This is a genomic window from Kitasatospora sp. NPDC003701 (assembly GCF_053587085.1).
The window spans coordinates 1-14,625 of record NZ_JBSFNM010000111.1 but is presented as its reverse complement, the minus strand read 5'-3'; the positions used below and the strand labels follow the sequence as shown (position 1 = coordinate 14,625).

Here is a 14,625-nt window from a genome sequence, read left to right as displayed (position 1 = left end):
AGCCGCAGTTCAGAGGCTCTTCGGAGCCTCGCCCGCCACTCCGTTGCTGGTCTCCGGCTCCTCGACGAAGTCGACGCGCTTGAATTGCTTGTTCATCGACTTGACCAGGAACCAGGTGGCCACGCCGAGGGCGGCGAAGACGACGAAGCCCAGCAGTCCGGGGGTCACCTTGGTCTCGTCGAGGGCGAGCTCGGCGGCGAGGTGGGTGAGGTTCACGGGGGCACTCATATCTCTATGGTGGCCCGGCTCACGGGGAGCCGGGCCATCGGGGGGTGGTTCAGTCGCGCGTGTCGGCGGCCTCGGCCGCCAGGGTGGGGGTGCGCAGGCCGGCGAACAGGTCGTCCTCCGGCAGGTCGACGTCGATCAGGGTCCGGGCCAGTTCGTAGTCCTCGGTCGGCCAGACCTCGCGCTGGACCTCCAGCGGGACGCGGAACCACGGCCCGTCCGGGTCGATCTGGGTGGCGTGCGCGATCAGCGCGCGGTCCCGGGTCTCGAACCAGTCGTCGCAGCGGACCCGGGTGGTGATCTCGCGCTCCTTGCGGCCGCTCTTCTCCCAGCCCTCGATCCACTCGCCGTACGGCGACTCGTGGCCGTGTTCGGTGAGGTACGCGTGCAGCTCGCGGATCCGGCCCATCGGGAAGCCGTGGTTGTAGTAGAGCTTCAGCGGCTGCCAGGGCTCGCCGGCGTCCGGGTAGGCGTCCGGGTCACCGGCGGCGTCGAAGGCCAGCATGGTGATCTTGTGGGTCATGATGTGGTCCGGGTGCGGGTACCCGCCGTTCTCGTCGTAGGTCGTGATGACCTGCGGCTTGAACTCGCGGATCAGCCGGACCAGCGGCTCCGCCGCCGTCTCGACGTCCTCCAGGGCGAAGCAGCCCTCGGGCAGCGGGGGCAGCGGGTCCCCCTCCGGCAGGCCCGAGTCGACGAAGCCCAGCCAGGCCTGCCCGACCCCGAGGATCCGCCGCGCCTCGTCCATCTCCTTGCGCCGGACCTCGTGGATGTTCTCCTCGATCTCCGGCTTGCCCTGCAGCTTCGGATTGAGGACCGACCCGCGTTCCCCCCCGGTGCAGGTGGCCACCAGCACGTCCACCCCCTGGTCGACGTACATGGCCATGGTGGCAGCGCCCTTGCTGGACTCGTCGTCCGGGTGGGCGTGCACCGCCATCAGTCGCAACTGCTCAGTCAACGCGTGCGTTCCTTCCACAATGTCTGGGCCTTCCGCGAAGTCCGGTCTGCCCACCGTCCGAGCCGCCCGGTCCGGGCCGCGTCACCGCGGACCTGCCGCCGAGTGCGCCGCGGCACGACCTCGCCACGCCGCCGGCCCGGCACCGACACGGCCGAGCAGCGCCCCCGCCGGACCGGCCGCGGGCGTGCCCCTCCTATAGTGACGGACTGGAGGAGCGTCGCATTCCCCCGGCACCACCGCGGGGGGTACCTCCCGGAGAGGACTGAGCCCGATGAGCGCAGGCACGACCACCCCGCAGCTGCCCGAGGGGCGCTACGGACGGCACGGCGACCGCGAGTCCGACCGCCGCCTCAAGGTGGCGGGCGCGGTCTGCGCCGTGCTGGGCCTGGGCCTGGTGGCCTGGCTGGGCGGCTCGTACCTGATCCGCGAGACCACCATCAACGGCAGCGTCCCCTCCTTCCAGGCGGTCTCGGACACCGAGATGCAACTGCACCTGGCGGTGCGCAAGAGCGACGGCACGGCGGGCAGCTGTACCGTCCGCTCGCAGGGCGAGGACGGCGCGGTGGTCGGGGTGGCCGACTTCCCCGTCCCGGCCTCCGGCGCCGGCTACGACGCCGTGGTCAGCCTCCGCACCACCGCCCGCGGCACCACCGCCGAGCTGCTGGGATGCACGCCGGCCGAGTAGTCGCCGGTGATCGCGACCCGCCCGGGCGCATATTCGATCAGAAGAGCGGGAATCCGTCAGGATGTCCCGCACACCGATCCTGTACACCTCGGCGCAACGCTGTCGTCAATGACGCGCCAATGACCCTCCCGCTTGTCGGCAGGAGTTGTTAGGCTCGTGGTTTCGCCCCTTCCGCACCGAGAGGTCCGGGAGCGGGCGTTGCTTTGTAGTTACGACCGATATCTCCACCGCCACCCTGCTGACGACTCACACCCTCAGCACAGCCCCAGCACCTACGAGGAGCACCTGTGACCCAGACCAGCGAACACGTGACCTGGCTCACTCAGTCCGGCTACGACCAGCTCAAGGCCGAGCTGGACCACCTGACCGGCCCCTGGCGCATCGAGATCGCCCAGAAGATCGAGGCGGCGCGCGAAGAGGGTGACCTCAAGGAGAACGCCGGTTACCACGCGGCCAAGGAGGAGCAGGGCAAGTACGAGCTGCGGATCCGCCAGCTCACCCAGCTCCTGGAGCGTGCCAAGGTCGGCGAGGCCCCCGCGGACTCCGGTGTGGTGGCCCCGGGCATGGTCGTCACGGTCGCCTTCGACGGCGACGCGGACGACACCATGACCTTCCTGCTGGGCTCGCGCGAGATGGCCGGCAGCGACGACCTCGACGTCTACTCCCCGCAGTCGCCGCTGGGCCGTGCCATCGACGGCAAGAAGGTCGGCGACGAGGCGACGTACGAGCTGCCGAACGGCAAGGCCGCCTCGGTCACCGTCACCGAGGTGAAGCCGCACAACGGCTGATCCCCCGCACCTGACGCCGAGGGCGGCCGTGGACTCCTCCACGGCCGCCCTCGCGGCATTCCGGGCCCGGGCGGGCCGGGCGGCTCAGCCGGCGGCCGAGCGGTACTTGCGCACCGACAGCCAGGAGAAGACCGCGGTGATCGCCAGCGACCAGAGCACCGACATCAGCACCGCGTGCTGCATCGGCCAGGCGCTGTCCACCGGCCCGACCTGGTTGCCGAAGAGGTCGCGGCAGGCCTGCACGGTGGCGCTGAACGGGTTCCAGTAGGCGATCCCCTGCAGCCAGCCCGGCATCGAGCTGATCGGCACGAACGCGTTGGAGATGAAGGTCAGCGGGAAGAGCCAGATCAGCCCGGCCGAGGTGGCCGCCTCGGGGCTGCGGACCGAGAGGCCGATCAGCGCGCCGATCCAGGAGAACGCGTAGCCGAGCAGGAGCAGCAGCCCGAACGCGCCGAGCGCCTTCGGCACGCCCTCGTGGATCCGCCAGCCGACCAGCAGCGCCACCACCGCCAGCACGACCAGGGTGAAGGCGGTCTGGCAGAGGTCGGCCAGGGTGCGGCCGACCAGCACCGCCGAGCGGGCCATCGGCAGCGAGCGGAAGCGGTCCACCAGCCCCTTGGTCATGTCCTCCGCGATGCCGGCGGAGGCGCCGGCCGTCGCGAAGGTGACGGTCTGGGCGAAGATGCCGGCCATCAGGAACTGGATGTACGAGTCGGAGCTGGCCTGCGTCCCGGGGATCTGGATGGCCCCGCCCATGACGTAGGAGAACAGCAGCACGAACATCACGGGCTGCATCAGTCCGAAGACCACGATCTCGGGGATCCGGGTCATCCGGCGCAGGTTGCGCCGGGCGACCACCCAGGAGTCGTGCAGGGTCGCGGCCGCGCCCCGGCGCTGCTTGGGCACCGCCCCGCCGATGGCGTGCTCGGTGGCAGTCGTCATCTCAGAGCTCCTTCCCGGCCGGGACGGCCTGCTGGTCGGGGCCCTGGTCGTCCTCGCCGGACCGGCCCCTGCCGTGACCGTGCCCCTTGCCCCGGCCCTTGCCGGCGGCGCGGTTCTCCTCGTCCTCGGCCGCGGTCACGTGGCCGGTGAGCGAGAGGAAGACGTCGTCCAGGGTGGGGCGGCGCAGGCCGATGTCGTCGATCTCGATGGAGCGGGCGTCCAGCTCGCGGATGGCGTCCGCGAGCACCCGGGCGCCGCCGCTGACCGGCACGGTGATCCGGCGGGTGTTCTTCTCCACCGCCGGGTCGCCCTTGGCGTACGCGGACAGCGCCTCGACCGCCTCGGCGACGAGGTCGGCGCGGTGCACCACGACCTCGATCCGCTCGCCGCCGATCTGCGCCTTGAGCTCGTCGGCGGAGCCCCGGGCGATCACCCGGCCGTGGTCGACCACGGCGATGTCGTGCGCGAGGCGGTCCGCCTCCTCCAGGTACTGGGTGGTGAGCAGCAGGGTGGTGCCCTGCTCGACGAGGGTCTCGATGACCTCCCAGAGGGCGAGCCGGTTGCGCGGGTCGAGGCCGGTGGTCGGCTCGTCCAGGAACATCACCGGCGGCCGGACGACCAGTGCGGCCGCGAGGTCGAGCCGGCGCCGCATGCCGCCGGAGTAGGTCTTGGCGGTGCGGTCCTTGGCGTCGGCGAGGTTGAACCACTCCAGCAGCTCCAGCGCCCGGGCCTTCGCCGCCCGGCCGGTCATCTGGTACAGCTCGCCGACCATCTGCAGGTTCTCGAACCCGGTGAGGTACTCGTCGACCGCGGCGTACTGGCCGGAGAGGCCGATCAGGCTGCGGACCTTGTTGGGGTGCCTGAGGACGTCGACCCCGGCGACCACCGCACGGCCGGAATCGGGGTGGAGCAGGGTGGTGAGGACGCGCACGGTGGTGGTCTTGCCGGCTCCGTTCGGGCCGAGCAGCCCCAGCACCGTGCCCTCGGGGACGTCGAGGCTGACGCCGTCCAGGGCTCGTACGTCACCGAAGGTCTTCACCAGGTTCTCGGCTTGGATGGCTGGCGCCATGGCCTGCCTCATCTCCTCGGACGATAGGGGTGCTATCGATTGGGCGAATTCCAGTGGTCTGTCCCACTCTGCCCCGAATGCGGGCGGACGGGCGACTCGGTTTTCGCCCCGAGGGGGCCGAGGGTGCGGCCGGCCCGGGTGCTGGGCCTTCCGTGCCGGCCGCCCAGTGCTCGGCGCCCGGCACTCGGCTCTCGGCACCCGGCGCCCAGTACTCGGCGCCCGGCACTCGGTGCTCAGTGCGAGACGACGTACCCGGCCTCCCGCAGCTCGCCGAGCACCGCCGCACAGTGCTCCGGCCCCTTGGTCTCCAGGTGCAGGTCCACCTCGACCTCGGTCAGCCCCAGCTGCGGGTCGATCCGCACGTGCGCCACGTCCAGCACGTTCGCGTCCACCCGTGTGAGCACCCCGAGCAGGTCCGCCAGCGCGCCCGGCCGGTCCGCCAGCCGCACCCGCAGCGACAGGTACCGGCCGGCCGCCGCCAGGCCGTGCCGGAGCACCCGCTGCATCAGCTGCGGGTCGATGTTGCCGCCCGAGAGCACCGCGACCACCGGGCCCTCGAAGGAGCCCGGCTGCTCCAGCAGGGCCGCCACCGGGCTGGCCCCGGCCGGCTCCACCACCAGCTTCAGCCGCTCCAGGCCCAGCAGCAGGGCCCGGGAGAGCGAGTCCTCGGAGACCGTCCGCACCCCGTCCGCCAGGGCGTTGATCACCTCGAACGGGATGTCCCCGGGCCGGCCGACCATGATCCCGTCGGCCATGGTGGCGTAGTGCTCCAGGGTCACCGGCCGCCCGGCCGCCAGCGAGGGCGGGTACGCGGCCGCACCGCCCGCCTGCACCCCGATCACCCGCACGTCCGGCCGGATCGGCTTGACCGCCGCCGCGATCCCGGCCAGCAGCCCGCCGCCGCCCACCCCGACCAGGATGGTCCGCACCTCCGGGCACTGCTCCAGGATCTCCAGGCCGACGGTGGCCTGGCCGGTGACCACGTCCCAGTGGTCGAAGGGGTGGATGAACACCGCGCCGGTCGCCTCCGAGTACCGCTGCGCGGCGCGCAGCGCCTCGTCCACCGTGGCGCCGGAGAGCCGGACCTCGGCGCCGTACTCGCGAGTCGCCGCGACCTTGGGCAGCGGCGCGGCCACCGGCATGAAGACCGTCGAGCGGACCCCGAGCAGCGCGGCCGCCAGCGCCACGCCCTGGGCGTGGTTCCCGGCGCTCGCCGCGACCACCCCGCCGGCCCGCTGCACCGGCGAGAGTCCCGCGATCCGCACGTACGCCCCCCGCAGCTTGAACGAGCCGGTGCGCTGGAGGTTCTCGCACTTCAGGTGGACCGGCGCGCCGATCAGCGCGGACAGGTGCCGGCTGCCCTCCATCGGTGTCACCCGGGCGACCCCGGCGAGCATCTTCTGGGCGCCGCGGACATCGTCGATGGTGATCGGCCAGCTGTGCATGGCGCCAGCCTAGGCCGTGCGCCGCCGCCAACCGGGGACGTCGGTACTGTTCCCGGGCCCGCCCGGCCCGCGTACGCTGCTGGTTCTGAGCCTCCCTCACCGCACGACGATCGTGAGCCGCGATGACGACGACCTCGCCCCAGGCCACCGACCGCACCGACCCCCTGCACGCCCAACTCCAGTACCAGCTGGCGGTGTTCGCCCGACGCATGGAGCAGGTCCGCAGCTCCGACGGCGTGGGCGCGCTGGACCGGGCCGCCTACCTGCTGCTCGACCGGTTGGAGCGGCACGGGCCCGCCAACGTCAAGGCCCTGGCCGACGCGCTGGGCGTCGACTCCTCCACCGTCACCCGGCAGGTCGCCCCGCTGGTCGCCGCCGGGCTGGTCGGCCGGGTCCAGGACCCGGCCGACCGCCGTGCCGTACGGCTCGCACTGTCCCCGATCGGCGCCCGCCGGCTGGCCGAAGTCCGCGCCGGGCGGGCCGAGTTGGCCCGTCGCCTGGTGGCCGACTGGCCACCCGAGGAGCAGCGCGCGTTCTGCGCCCTGCTGGCCCGCTTCAACCACTCCATGGAGTCGTACACGGCGGGCCGGCAGGGCGCGTAGGGCGCCGGAGGGGCGCCCCGGCCCCGGTCTAGCCGAGCGCCTGCTGCAGGTCGGCCAGCAGGTCGTCGATCGACTCGATGCCGACCGAGACGCGCACCAGGTCGGCGGGCACCTCCAGGGCGGAACCGGCCACCGAGGCGTGGGTCATCCGGCCCGGGTGCTCGATGAGCGACTCGACGCCGCCCAGCGACTCGCCGAGGGTGAACAGCTGCGCGCGGTTGCAGACCTCGACCGCCGCCTCCTCCCCGCCGTTGACGCGGAAGGAGACCATGCCGCCGAACGCCTTCATCTGCTTGGCGGCGATGTCGTGGCCGGGGTGCTCGGGCAGGCCCGGGTAGAGCACCTGGCTGACCTTGGGGTGGCCCGCGAGCAGCTCGGCGACCTTCTCGGCGTTGGAGCTGTGCCGGTCCATCCGGACCCCGAGGGTCTTGATGCCGCGCAGCACCAGCCAGGCGTCGAACGGGCCGGAGACGGCGCCCATCGCGTTCTGGTGGTAGGCGACCTCCTCGCCGAGGCCCGCCTCGGCCAGCACCAGCGCACCGCCGACGACGTCCGAGTGGCCGCCCATGTACTTGGTGGTGGAGTGCACGACCGCGTCCGCGCCGAGCGCGATCGGCTGCTGCAGGTAGGGGCTGGCGAAGGTGTTGTCGACCACCAGCAGCGCACCGGCGCCGTGCGCGATCTCGGCGAGCGCGGTCAGGTCGGTGATGCCCAGCAGCGGGTTGGACGGGGTCTCGACCCAGACCGCGCGGGTGTTGGGGCGCAGCGCCGCGCGGACGGTCGACAGGTCCTGGGTGTTGGCGACGGAGAACTCGACGCCCCAGCGGGTCAGGACCTTGGCGAAGAGCCGGAAGGTGCCGCCGTAGGCGTCGTTGGGGATCACGATGTGGTCGCCCGGCTTGAGGATGGTGCGCAGCAGGGTGTCCTCGGCGGCCAGGCCGGAGGCGAAGGCGAGGCCGCGGGCGCCGCCCTCCAGTGCCGCGAGGCACTCCTCCAGCGCGGTGCGGGTCGGGTTGGCGCTACGGCTGTACTCGTAGCCGCCCCGGAGGCCGCCCACCCCGTCCTGCTTGTAGGTGGACACCTGGTAGATCGGCGTGACGACGGCCCCGGTCTGGGGGTCTGCCTCCTGACCCGCGTGGATGGCGAGGGTCTCGAAGCCCTGGGGAAGCTGGTGCTCGGTCATGACAACGAGCGTAGTGGGCGAATGGCGGGGCGCCTCCCGGAAGGGGTTCCGGCGTCCGGAAAGCGCCGCCGCTGCCCGGAATCCGGCGGCGGCCGTGAGCGTTGAAACCTGCACAACGCTTCCCGACCAGCTGGAGCAGGCCGTGCTGTTCAACCGCCACAAGACCTCGCTCGTCCCCGCCGACCAGGCGCTGCCCGGCCGGGAGACGCCGGGCTTCACCCTCAGTGAGCCGCACACCGTGCTCGGCCACCCGCTCACCGGCCCGTACCCGGCCGGGCTGGAGGTGGCCGACTTCGGGCTGGGCTGCTTCTGGGGCGCCGAGCGCACGTTCTGGCGGCTGCCCGGCGTCTGGACGACGCTGGTCGGCTACCAGGGCGGGCACACCCCCAACCCCACGTACGAGGAGGTGTGCAGCGGGCTGACCGGCCACACCGAGGCGGTCCGGGTGGTCTACGACCCGGCGGTGATCCCGTACGAGCGGCTGCTGAAGACCTTCTGGGAGGCGCACGACCCGACGCAGGGCAACCGGCAGGGCAACGACGTCGGCAGCCAGTACCGGTCCGCCGTCTACACCCACAGCCCGGCCCAGGCCGCGGCCGCCGCCGCCGGCCGGGAGGCCTTCCAGCCCGCGCTGACCGCGATCGGGCTGGGGCCGATCACCACCGAGATCGCCCCGGCGGGCCCGTTCTACCCGGCGGAGCCGTACCACCAGCAGTACCTGTCCGACGCCAAGAACCCGAACGGCTACTGCGGCCTCGGCGGCACCGGCGCCAGCTGCCCGATCGGCGTGGCCCGCACCGAGGGCTGACGGGCCCGGGCCGGCCTCAGGCGCGGTGGACTTCGTGCTGGAAGCAGCCGAACTCCACCGCGCGGACGTGCACGACGGCCACCTCCGGGTCGGCGAGCAGCTCGGCGGCGGCCGCCTCGGCCGTGTCGGGGGTGACGGGCACGCCGCCCAGGATGTGGCCGCGCCGGTCGTAGGCGCGCAGCACCCGTGCGCCGCCGTGGAACCCGGCCGGCCAGGTCGGGCCCGCGCCGGGGCACGCGTGGTCGTGCACGAAGACCGGCCCGACCTCGTCGTACGGGCCCGGGTCGGCGCCCGTCGCGGCGGCCCAGCGGCGCAGCGGCGCGTAGCCGACCAGGGCGATCCGGTCGCCCGGCCGGGCCCGGGTGAGGCAGCAGCGCAGCGGGGCGCCACCGGTCTCGTCGACCGACCGGACGGGCGGGCGCCCGGCGTCGTCGAGTTCCAGCAGGGCGAGGTGGACGGCCGGGTCGATCGGGCGGACGGCCGGGGCGGGTGCGGCGGTGGTGGTCATGCCTCCAGCCTGCCGCCGGGGCCGCCCGGCGTCCGGCGGGTTTCGGCCGTCGCGTTCGGCGGGCCCGCGGGCCCGCCTCAGACCGCGCTGCCGGCCTTCCAGGCGGCCCAGCCCATGTTCCAGCCGTTCAGGCCGTTGGAGGGCTCGACGGTCTTGTCGCCGGAGTTCACGACCTCGACGACGTCGCCGATCATCGAGCTCTTGTAGAACTTGTAGCCGTCCGCGCTCTGGTCCTGCCCGCCCTTGGCGTCCTTCAGGCCGACGCAGCCGTGGCTGGTGTTCTGGCTGCCGAAGATCGACGGCGAGGACCAGTAGTTGCCGTGGATGAAGGTGCCGGAGGTGGTCAGGCGCTGGGCGTGCGGCACGTCGGCGATGTCGTACTCGCTGCCGAGGCCGACGGTCTGCGAGTTCATCCGGGTCTGCTGGTACTGCTCCGAGATGACCATCTTGCCGCCCCAGGTGCGGTACTCGGGCGAGCCGCCGGAGATCGCGTAGACGGCGCTGACCTGGCCGTCGGTGGTGACGGTGAGCTTCTTGGTCGCGAGGTCGGCGACGCTGGTCTGCGCGCGGCCGACGGTGAAGCGGACGTCCTTGGACTGGGTGCCGTAGACGCCCTTGGCGGCCTGTACGTCCTTGAGCCGGAGCTTCACGGTCACCTTGGTGCCCTTGGCCCAGTACTCCTGCGGACGGAAGTCCAGACGGGTGCTGGAGAACCAGTGCCCGACGATCTCGACGCCGGGCTCGGCCACGACGGTGATCGCCTCCTGGACGGCCTTGCGGTCGGTCACCGGCTTGCTGAAGTTGATCGAGACCGGCATCCCGACACCGACGACCGAGCCGTCCTCGGGGGTGAAGTAGCCGACGAAGGTGTTGGCCGGGGTCGCCGTGGTGAAGACGGCGTTGGCGTCCGCCTCCAGCTTGTCCTTGTCGGTGGCGGTGGCGGTGACGGTGTACTTGGTGCCGCTGGCCGGCGCGGCCGCGGACGTCCAGCCGGTGCCGTCCGCGGAGAGCTCCCCGGCCAGCGCCTTGCCGGTCGAGTCGGCGACCTTGACCGAGCCGAGGGTGCCGCCCGTGACGGTGACCCTGACCGGCTCGCTGAAGCTGGCGGCGGTGGAGCCGTCGGCGGGGGTGACGGTGATGACGGCCACCGAGGTCTTCGGCGAGCTGCTCGCGCTCGCGCTCGTGGCGCCGCCGCCGGTGGCGCCTCCGCTGCCGCCCGCGGACCCGCTGCCCGAGCCGGCGCCCGTCCCGCCGTCGCCGCTCTTGGTGTCGTTGCAGGCCGCCAGCAGCAGGACCGGCGCACCGATCAGACCGGCCAGCACACCGCGCCGGCTCCAGTTCCCGCCGGCCGCCCGGCCCTGACCGTCCCGTGCCGTCACGTCGCGTTCTCCCTGCTGATCATCCCGGGCATTACGGATACAGAAACGCAATCTGCCCTTTCACGGTTCCATCACCAACGGGAAGCGATCGTATGAGATCACTCAACTTCCTGCCAAATATGGACAAAATGCCCGGCCTGCAGACAGCAGACCGGGCAGTCACGAGCCGTGACGAAAGCGGGCGGAGACTACTCGGCGGACTCGTCCACCGTGTACTCGTCCCAGCCCTCCTCCTCGGCGTCGAACTCGGTCTGCGCGGACTCCCAGGTCGCCGAGGCGAGCTCGACGCCCGGGACGTCGCCGAGCAGGGCGACCGGGTCGATGAAGTGCGCGAGCGAACCCGACGGGTCCACCTCGATGGCCTCGACGGACTGGGCGCGCTCCTCGTCGTCGAGGTACTCGTCGTCCGTCACCTGCTGCAGGGCCGCCGCCTTGAGCGCCCCCTCGTCGGTGATCTCGGCGATGAGCTCGATGCTGAGCCGGACGTAGCGCGGTTCGTCCTGGCCGGTCGTGTCAGTGCTGGTCATGCGTGCGAGCGTACGGGAAACCGCCCCGAGCCGAACGCGGGCGGGCGAACACCAGTAGGGCCGGCCCCTCCGAAGAGGGACCGGCCCTGCCGTCTCCGCCGGGGCTCCCCCACCCGGGAGCCGCGGAGACGCGCCATGCGGCGCGGTGGTGACCGCGGGAGCCGCCGCACCCTGTTGACCGGCCGAAGCCGGACAGGGGCGGGACGACGACGCCTCCCGCGGTAGCCCCTCCCGCCCGCTACCGGGCGTGGAGGGCAGGACACGGCCGGCCGGGTCAGGGCCGTCCGACGTGTCCGGAGACGACCGCGACCACCGGGGAGCCGCTCCCGGAGGGTTGCCGTCGTCTCGCTCGGCGTCTTGCCGTTGACCCCAACGATGCCCTGCCGTTGTTAAGCGCGTGCTGCGCGCAGGTGACGCCGGTGTACCACTTCGCCCCCGGACGAACCCTCACCCGAACGGGCGGGTGCCCGTCGTGAGCGGGCGTCAGTGCGAGGCGCGGCCGGCGAGGAAGCCCAGCAGGTCCTGGCGGGTGACGATGCCCTGCGGCTTGCCCTCCACCAGCACCACGGCCGCGTCGGCCTTCTCCAGCACGGTCATCAGGTTGGTGACCGTCTCGCCCGAGCCGACCACCGGCAGCGGCTTGGACATCACCTTGTCCAGCGTGTCGGTCAGCTGGATCTCGTTCGCGAAGACGCCCTCCAGCAGCAGCTTCTCGGCGACCGAGCCGATCACCTCGCCGGCCATGATGTCGGGGTGGCCGGCCCCCGGGGAGACCACCGGCATCTGCGAGACGCCGTACTCGCGCAGCACCCGGACCGCCTCGGCGACGGTCTCGTTGGGGTGCATGTGGACGAACTGCGGGATGCCCTCGTGCTCGATGGCGTCCTTGCGGGCCAGCACCTCGGCGATGTGCGCCTCGTCGGTGGCCGACGGCAGGAAGCCGTAGTCGGCCATCCAGTCGTCGTTGAAGATCTTCGACAGGTAGCCGCGGCCGCCGTCCGGCAGCAGGACCACCACGACGTCGTCCGGGCCCAGCCGCTTGGCCACCTCCAGCGCGGCGACCACGGCCATCCCGCAGGAGCCGCCGACCAGCAGGCCCTCCTCCTTCGCCAGCCGCCGGGTCATCTGGAACGAGTCCTTGTCGGAGACGGCGACGATCTCGTCCGCGACGCCGCGGTCGTAGGCGGTCGGCCAGAAGTCCTCGCCGACGCCCTCGACCAGGTACGGCCGGCCGGTGCCGCCCGAGTAGACCGAGCCCTCCGGGTCGGCGCCGACGACCTTGACCTTGCCGCCGGAGGCCTCCTTCAGGTAGTTGCCGGTGCCGGAGATGGTGCCGCCGGTGCCGACGCCGGCCACGAAGTGGGTGATCCGCCCCTCGGTCTGCTCCCACAGCTCCGGACCGGTGGAGTAGTAGTGCGAGGCCGGGTTGTCCGGGTTGGAGTACTGGTCCGGCTTCCAGGCGTTCGGCGTCTCACGGACCAGGCGGTCCGAGACGTTGTAGTAGGAGTCCGGATGCTCCGGGGCGACTGCGGTGGGACAGACGACCACTTCGGCGCCGTACGCGCGCAGGGTATTGATCTTGTCGGTGGACACCTTGTCCGGACAGACGAAGATGCACTTGTAGCCCTTCTGCTGGGCCACGATCGCCAGGCCGACACCGGTGTTGCCGGAGGTCGGCTCCACGATCGTGCCGCCGGGCTTCAGCGCACCCGAGGCCTCGGCGGCCTCGATCATGCGCATCGCGATCCGGTCCTTCACCGAGCCGCCGGGGTTGAAGTACTCGACCTTCGCCAGCACTGTCGCGCTGATGCCGTCGGTGACCTTGTTGAGCTTGACCAAGGGCGTGTTGCCGACCAGGTCGATGATCGAGTTGTGGTACCGCACGGGGGTCCTCCCGGTCTGTGGGCATGCGAGTGCTTTCGGTACTGCAAAGCCTAGGCTGTGCCACCGGCCCCAGCCCTCCCCTGCGCCACACTGCCTCCCCGCCCTCCCGGCGACCTGCCCGCGGGGCCCGCCGCCCGGCCCGCCGCGCGACCCCGCCACCGGGCTCCGCGCACCCCACCCCGGGCCGTCTCCCCCGCCACACGCCCACGGATGGCCCAGTCCCGTCGATAGTGCGCGGTCGCGGACGGGTAGGAGGTGTACAGGCAACGCGAGTGGCGGCCCCGCCAGGGGGCGGCACGAGGACGCGAAGGGGGCACCGGATGCCAGGGGCACAGGAGTCGCGGGCCCGGGTGGCCCGGCGGATCGCCACCGCGGCGGCGTACGGCGGCGGCGGGCTCGGCCTGCTGGGCGTGGGGCTGGTCGGCGTGCTGCTGACCGAGAGCAAGCTGGCCGTGCAGGCCATCGGCGTCCTGCAGGGCGACCCGCCCAAGGCCGACGGCGTCTACGGCGAGGCCTTCGCCGACGCCGGTGCCGACGGGCAGCCGCCCCTGGTGCTCGCCTTCCTCGGCGACTCCACCGCCGCCGGCCTCGGGGTGCTGCGCGCCCGCGAGACGCCGGGCGCGCTGCTCGCGGCGGGCCTGGCCTCGGTGGCCGAGCGGCCGGTCCGGCTGATCAACGTGGCCCGCTCCGGCGGGCGCTCCGCCGACCTCTCCGGCCAGCTGGAGCTGGCCCTGCCGCACCACCCCGACATCGCCGTGATCATGGTGGGCGCCAACGACGTGACCCGGCACAGCCCGGCCCAGCTCGCCGTCCGCCACCTCGGCGAGGCGGTCGCCGCGCTGCGCGCCAACGGCTGCGAGGTGGTGGTCGGCACCTGTCCGGACCTCGGCACGATCAAGCCGGTGCGCCCGCCGCTGCGCTGGGTGGCCCGGCGGGTCAGCCGGCAACTGGCGGCCGCGCAGACCATCGCCGTGGTGGAGGCCGGCGGCCGGACGGTCTCGCTGGGCTCGCTGCTCGGGCCGGAGTTCGCGGCCCGGCCCGAGATGTTCGCCGCCGACCGCTACCACCCCTCGGCCCAGGGCTACGCGACGGCGGCGATGGCCGTCCTGCCCTCGCTCTGCGCGGTGCTCGGCCTCTGGCCCGAGGAGGAGCGGCCGGCCGGCCCCGTCCCGGGCGACACGGTGCTGCCGGTGGCGGTGGCCGCGGCCGCCGCGGCGGGCCGTTCCGGCACCGAGGTGGCAGCCGTCGGGGCCGAGGGCGCGGCCCGGCGCTGGGCGATGCTGCGCCACCGGCTGCGGGTCGGCCTGCCGGGCACCTGGGCCGCCGAGGCGGCCCCGGGCGGGCCGGACGGGGCCGCCGGGACCGACCGCGGGAACACGTCGGCCAGCTCACACGCCGGGGCGGGTGACGCCTGAGCTACCAGACGGTAACTTTCCTCCCGGGCGTCCGCCGCGCACCCGGGTGTTCCCGCCGGGCCGCCGCCCGGACACCCCACCGCCCGAAGGTCACTCAGCGAGGAGCCCGCCATGCCCGAAGCCGTCATCGTCAGCGCTGCCCGTTCGCCGATCGGCCGGGCCTTCAAGGGCTCCCTCAAGGACGTCCGCCCGGACGACCTGACCGCC

General features: G+C 72.8%; 15 protein-coding genes. 5 read left to right on the top strand and 10 right to left on the bottom strand.

Annotation, left to right across the window (positions count from 1 at the left end; all coding sequences use genetic code 11):
• Positions 1-9: 9 nt before the first annotated feature.
• Together ACWDRR_RS42885 and mca are read right to left on the bottom strand one after the other, a co-directional pair.
• Positions 10-228 carry a hypothetical protein gene (locus ACWDRR_RS42885; RefSeq protein WP_449777765.1) on the bottom strand — a complete coding sequence of 73 codons (219 nt, stop codon included), beginning with the start codon at positions 226-228 and terminating at the stop codon, positions 10-12.
• A gap of 49 nt (positions 229-277) precedes the next feature.
• Positions 278-1,183, bottom strand: a complete 906-nt coding sequence (gene mca, locus ACWDRR_RS42880; protein WP_449777764.1) for a mycothiol conjugate amidase Mca — start codon at positions 1,181-1,183, stop codon at positions 278-280.
• Positions 1,184-1,454: 271 nt separating this feature from the next.
• On the opposite strand from mca, the gene ACWDRR_RS42875 reads away from it, so the two are divergent.
• Together ACWDRR_RS42875 and greA are read left to right on the top strand one after the other, a co-directional pair.
• Entirely contained in the window at positions 1,455-1,868 is a 414-nt protein-coding gene (locus ACWDRR_RS42875; RefSeq protein WP_449777763.1) for a DUF4307 domain-containing protein, read from the top strand.
• Positions 1,869-2,155: 287 nt separating this feature from the next.
• Positions 2,156-2,656, top strand: a complete 501-nt coding sequence (gene greA / locus ACWDRR_RS42870) for a transcription elongation factor GreA (protein WP_449777762.1) — start codon at positions 2,156-2,158, stop codon at positions 2,654-2,656.
• A gap of 84 nt (positions 2,657-2,740) precedes the next feature.
• Here greA and ACWDRR_RS42865 read toward each other — a convergent pair whose 3' ends face one another.
• The 3 genes from ACWDRR_RS42865 to ilvA all read right to left on the bottom strand — a co-directional run bounded on the left by ACWDRR_RS42865 (position 2,741) and on the right by ilvA (position 6,112).
• The gene (locus ACWDRR_RS42865; protein ID WP_449777761.1) at positions 2,741-3,598 is read right to left on the bottom strand and encodes an ABC transporter permease; all 858 of its coding nucleotides are present in this window, start codon (positions 3,596-3,598) and stop codon (positions 2,741-2,743) included.
• Position 3,599: 1 nt separating this feature from the next.
• Positions 3,600-4,667 carry an ATP-binding cassette domain-containing protein gene (locus ACWDRR_RS42860; RefSeq protein ID WP_449777760.1) on the bottom strand — a complete coding sequence of 356 codons (1,068 nt, stop codon included), beginning with the start codon at positions 4,665-4,667 and terminating at the stop codon, positions 3,600-3,602.
• 233 nt (positions 4,668-4,900) lie between these two features.
• Positions 4,901-6,112, bottom strand: a complete 1,212-nt coding sequence (gene ilvA / locus ACWDRR_RS42855; RefSeq protein ID WP_449777759.1) for a threonine ammonia-lyase — start codon at positions 6,110-6,112, stop codon at positions 4,901-4,903.
• 122 nt (positions 6,113-6,234) lie between these two features.
• On the opposite strand from ilvA, the gene ACWDRR_RS42850 reads away from it, so the two are divergent.
• A complete protein-coding gene (locus ACWDRR_RS42850; RefSeq protein ID WP_449777758.1) occupies positions 6,235-6,714 on the top strand; it encodes a MarR family winged helix-turn-helix transcriptional regulator in 480 nt (159 codons plus the stop codon).
• 28 nt (positions 6,715-6,742) lie between these two features.
• Here the strand turns inward: ACWDRR_RS42850 and ACWDRR_RS42845 are convergent, their stop codons facing one another.
• Positions 6,743-7,897, bottom strand: coding sequence for a cystathionine gamma-synthase (locus tag ACWDRR_RS42845; RefSeq protein ID WP_449777757.1), 1,155 nt, complete (start codon positions 7,895-7,897; stop codon positions 6,743-6,745).
• Positions 7,898-8,039: 142 nt separating this feature from the next.
• On the opposite strand from ACWDRR_RS42845, the gene msrA reads away from it, so the two are divergent.
• On the top strand, positions 8,040-8,705 hold the full coding sequence (gene msrA, locus ACWDRR_RS42840) for a peptide-methionine (S)-S-oxide reductase MsrA (protein ID WP_449777766.1): 666 nt from the start codon (positions 8,040-8,042) through the stop codon (positions 8,703-8,705).
• A gap of 16 nt (positions 8,706-8,721) precedes the next feature.
• Here the strand turns inward: msrA and ACWDRR_RS42835 are convergent, their stop codons facing one another.
• The 4 genes from ACWDRR_RS42835 to ACWDRR_RS42820 all read right to left on the bottom strand — a co-directional run bounded on the left by ACWDRR_RS42835 (position 8,722) and on the right by ACWDRR_RS42820 (position 13,003).
• Positions 8,722-9,213, bottom strand: coding sequence for a DUF1203 domain-containing protein (locus ACWDRR_RS42835; RefSeq protein ID WP_449777756.1), 492 nt, complete (start codon positions 9,211-9,213; stop codon positions 8,722-8,724).
• 77 nt (positions 9,214-9,290) lie between these two features.
• Positions 9,291-10,592 (bottom strand): L,D-transpeptidase, encoded by a 1,302-nt coding sequence (locus ACWDRR_RS42830; protein ID WP_449777755.1) that lies wholly within the window; start codon positions 10,590-10,592, stop codon positions 9,291-9,293.
• Between the two features lie 188 nt (positions 10,593-10,780).
• Positions 10,781-11,119, bottom strand: a complete 339-nt coding sequence (locus tag ACWDRR_RS42825) for a hypothetical protein (RefSeq protein WP_449777754.1) — start codon at positions 11,117-11,119, stop codon at positions 10,781-10,783.
• A 483-nt stretch (positions 11,120-11,602) separates the two neighbouring features.
• Positions 11,603-13,003, bottom strand: a complete 1,401-nt coding sequence (locus ACWDRR_RS42820; protein ID WP_449777753.1) for a cystathionine beta-synthase — start codon at positions 13,001-13,003, stop codon at positions 11,603-11,605.
• Positions 13,004-13,323: 320 nt separating this feature from the next.
• Between ACWDRR_RS42820 and ACWDRR_RS42815 the strand changes: the two genes are divergently transcribed.
• Positions 13,324-14,418: an SGNH/GDSL hydrolase family protein gene (locus tag ACWDRR_RS42815; protein WP_449777752.1), complete on the top strand. Its 1,095-nt coding sequence runs from the start codon at positions 13,324-13,326 to the stop codon at positions 14,416-14,418.
• Positions 14,419-14,625: the final 207 nt, after the last annotated feature.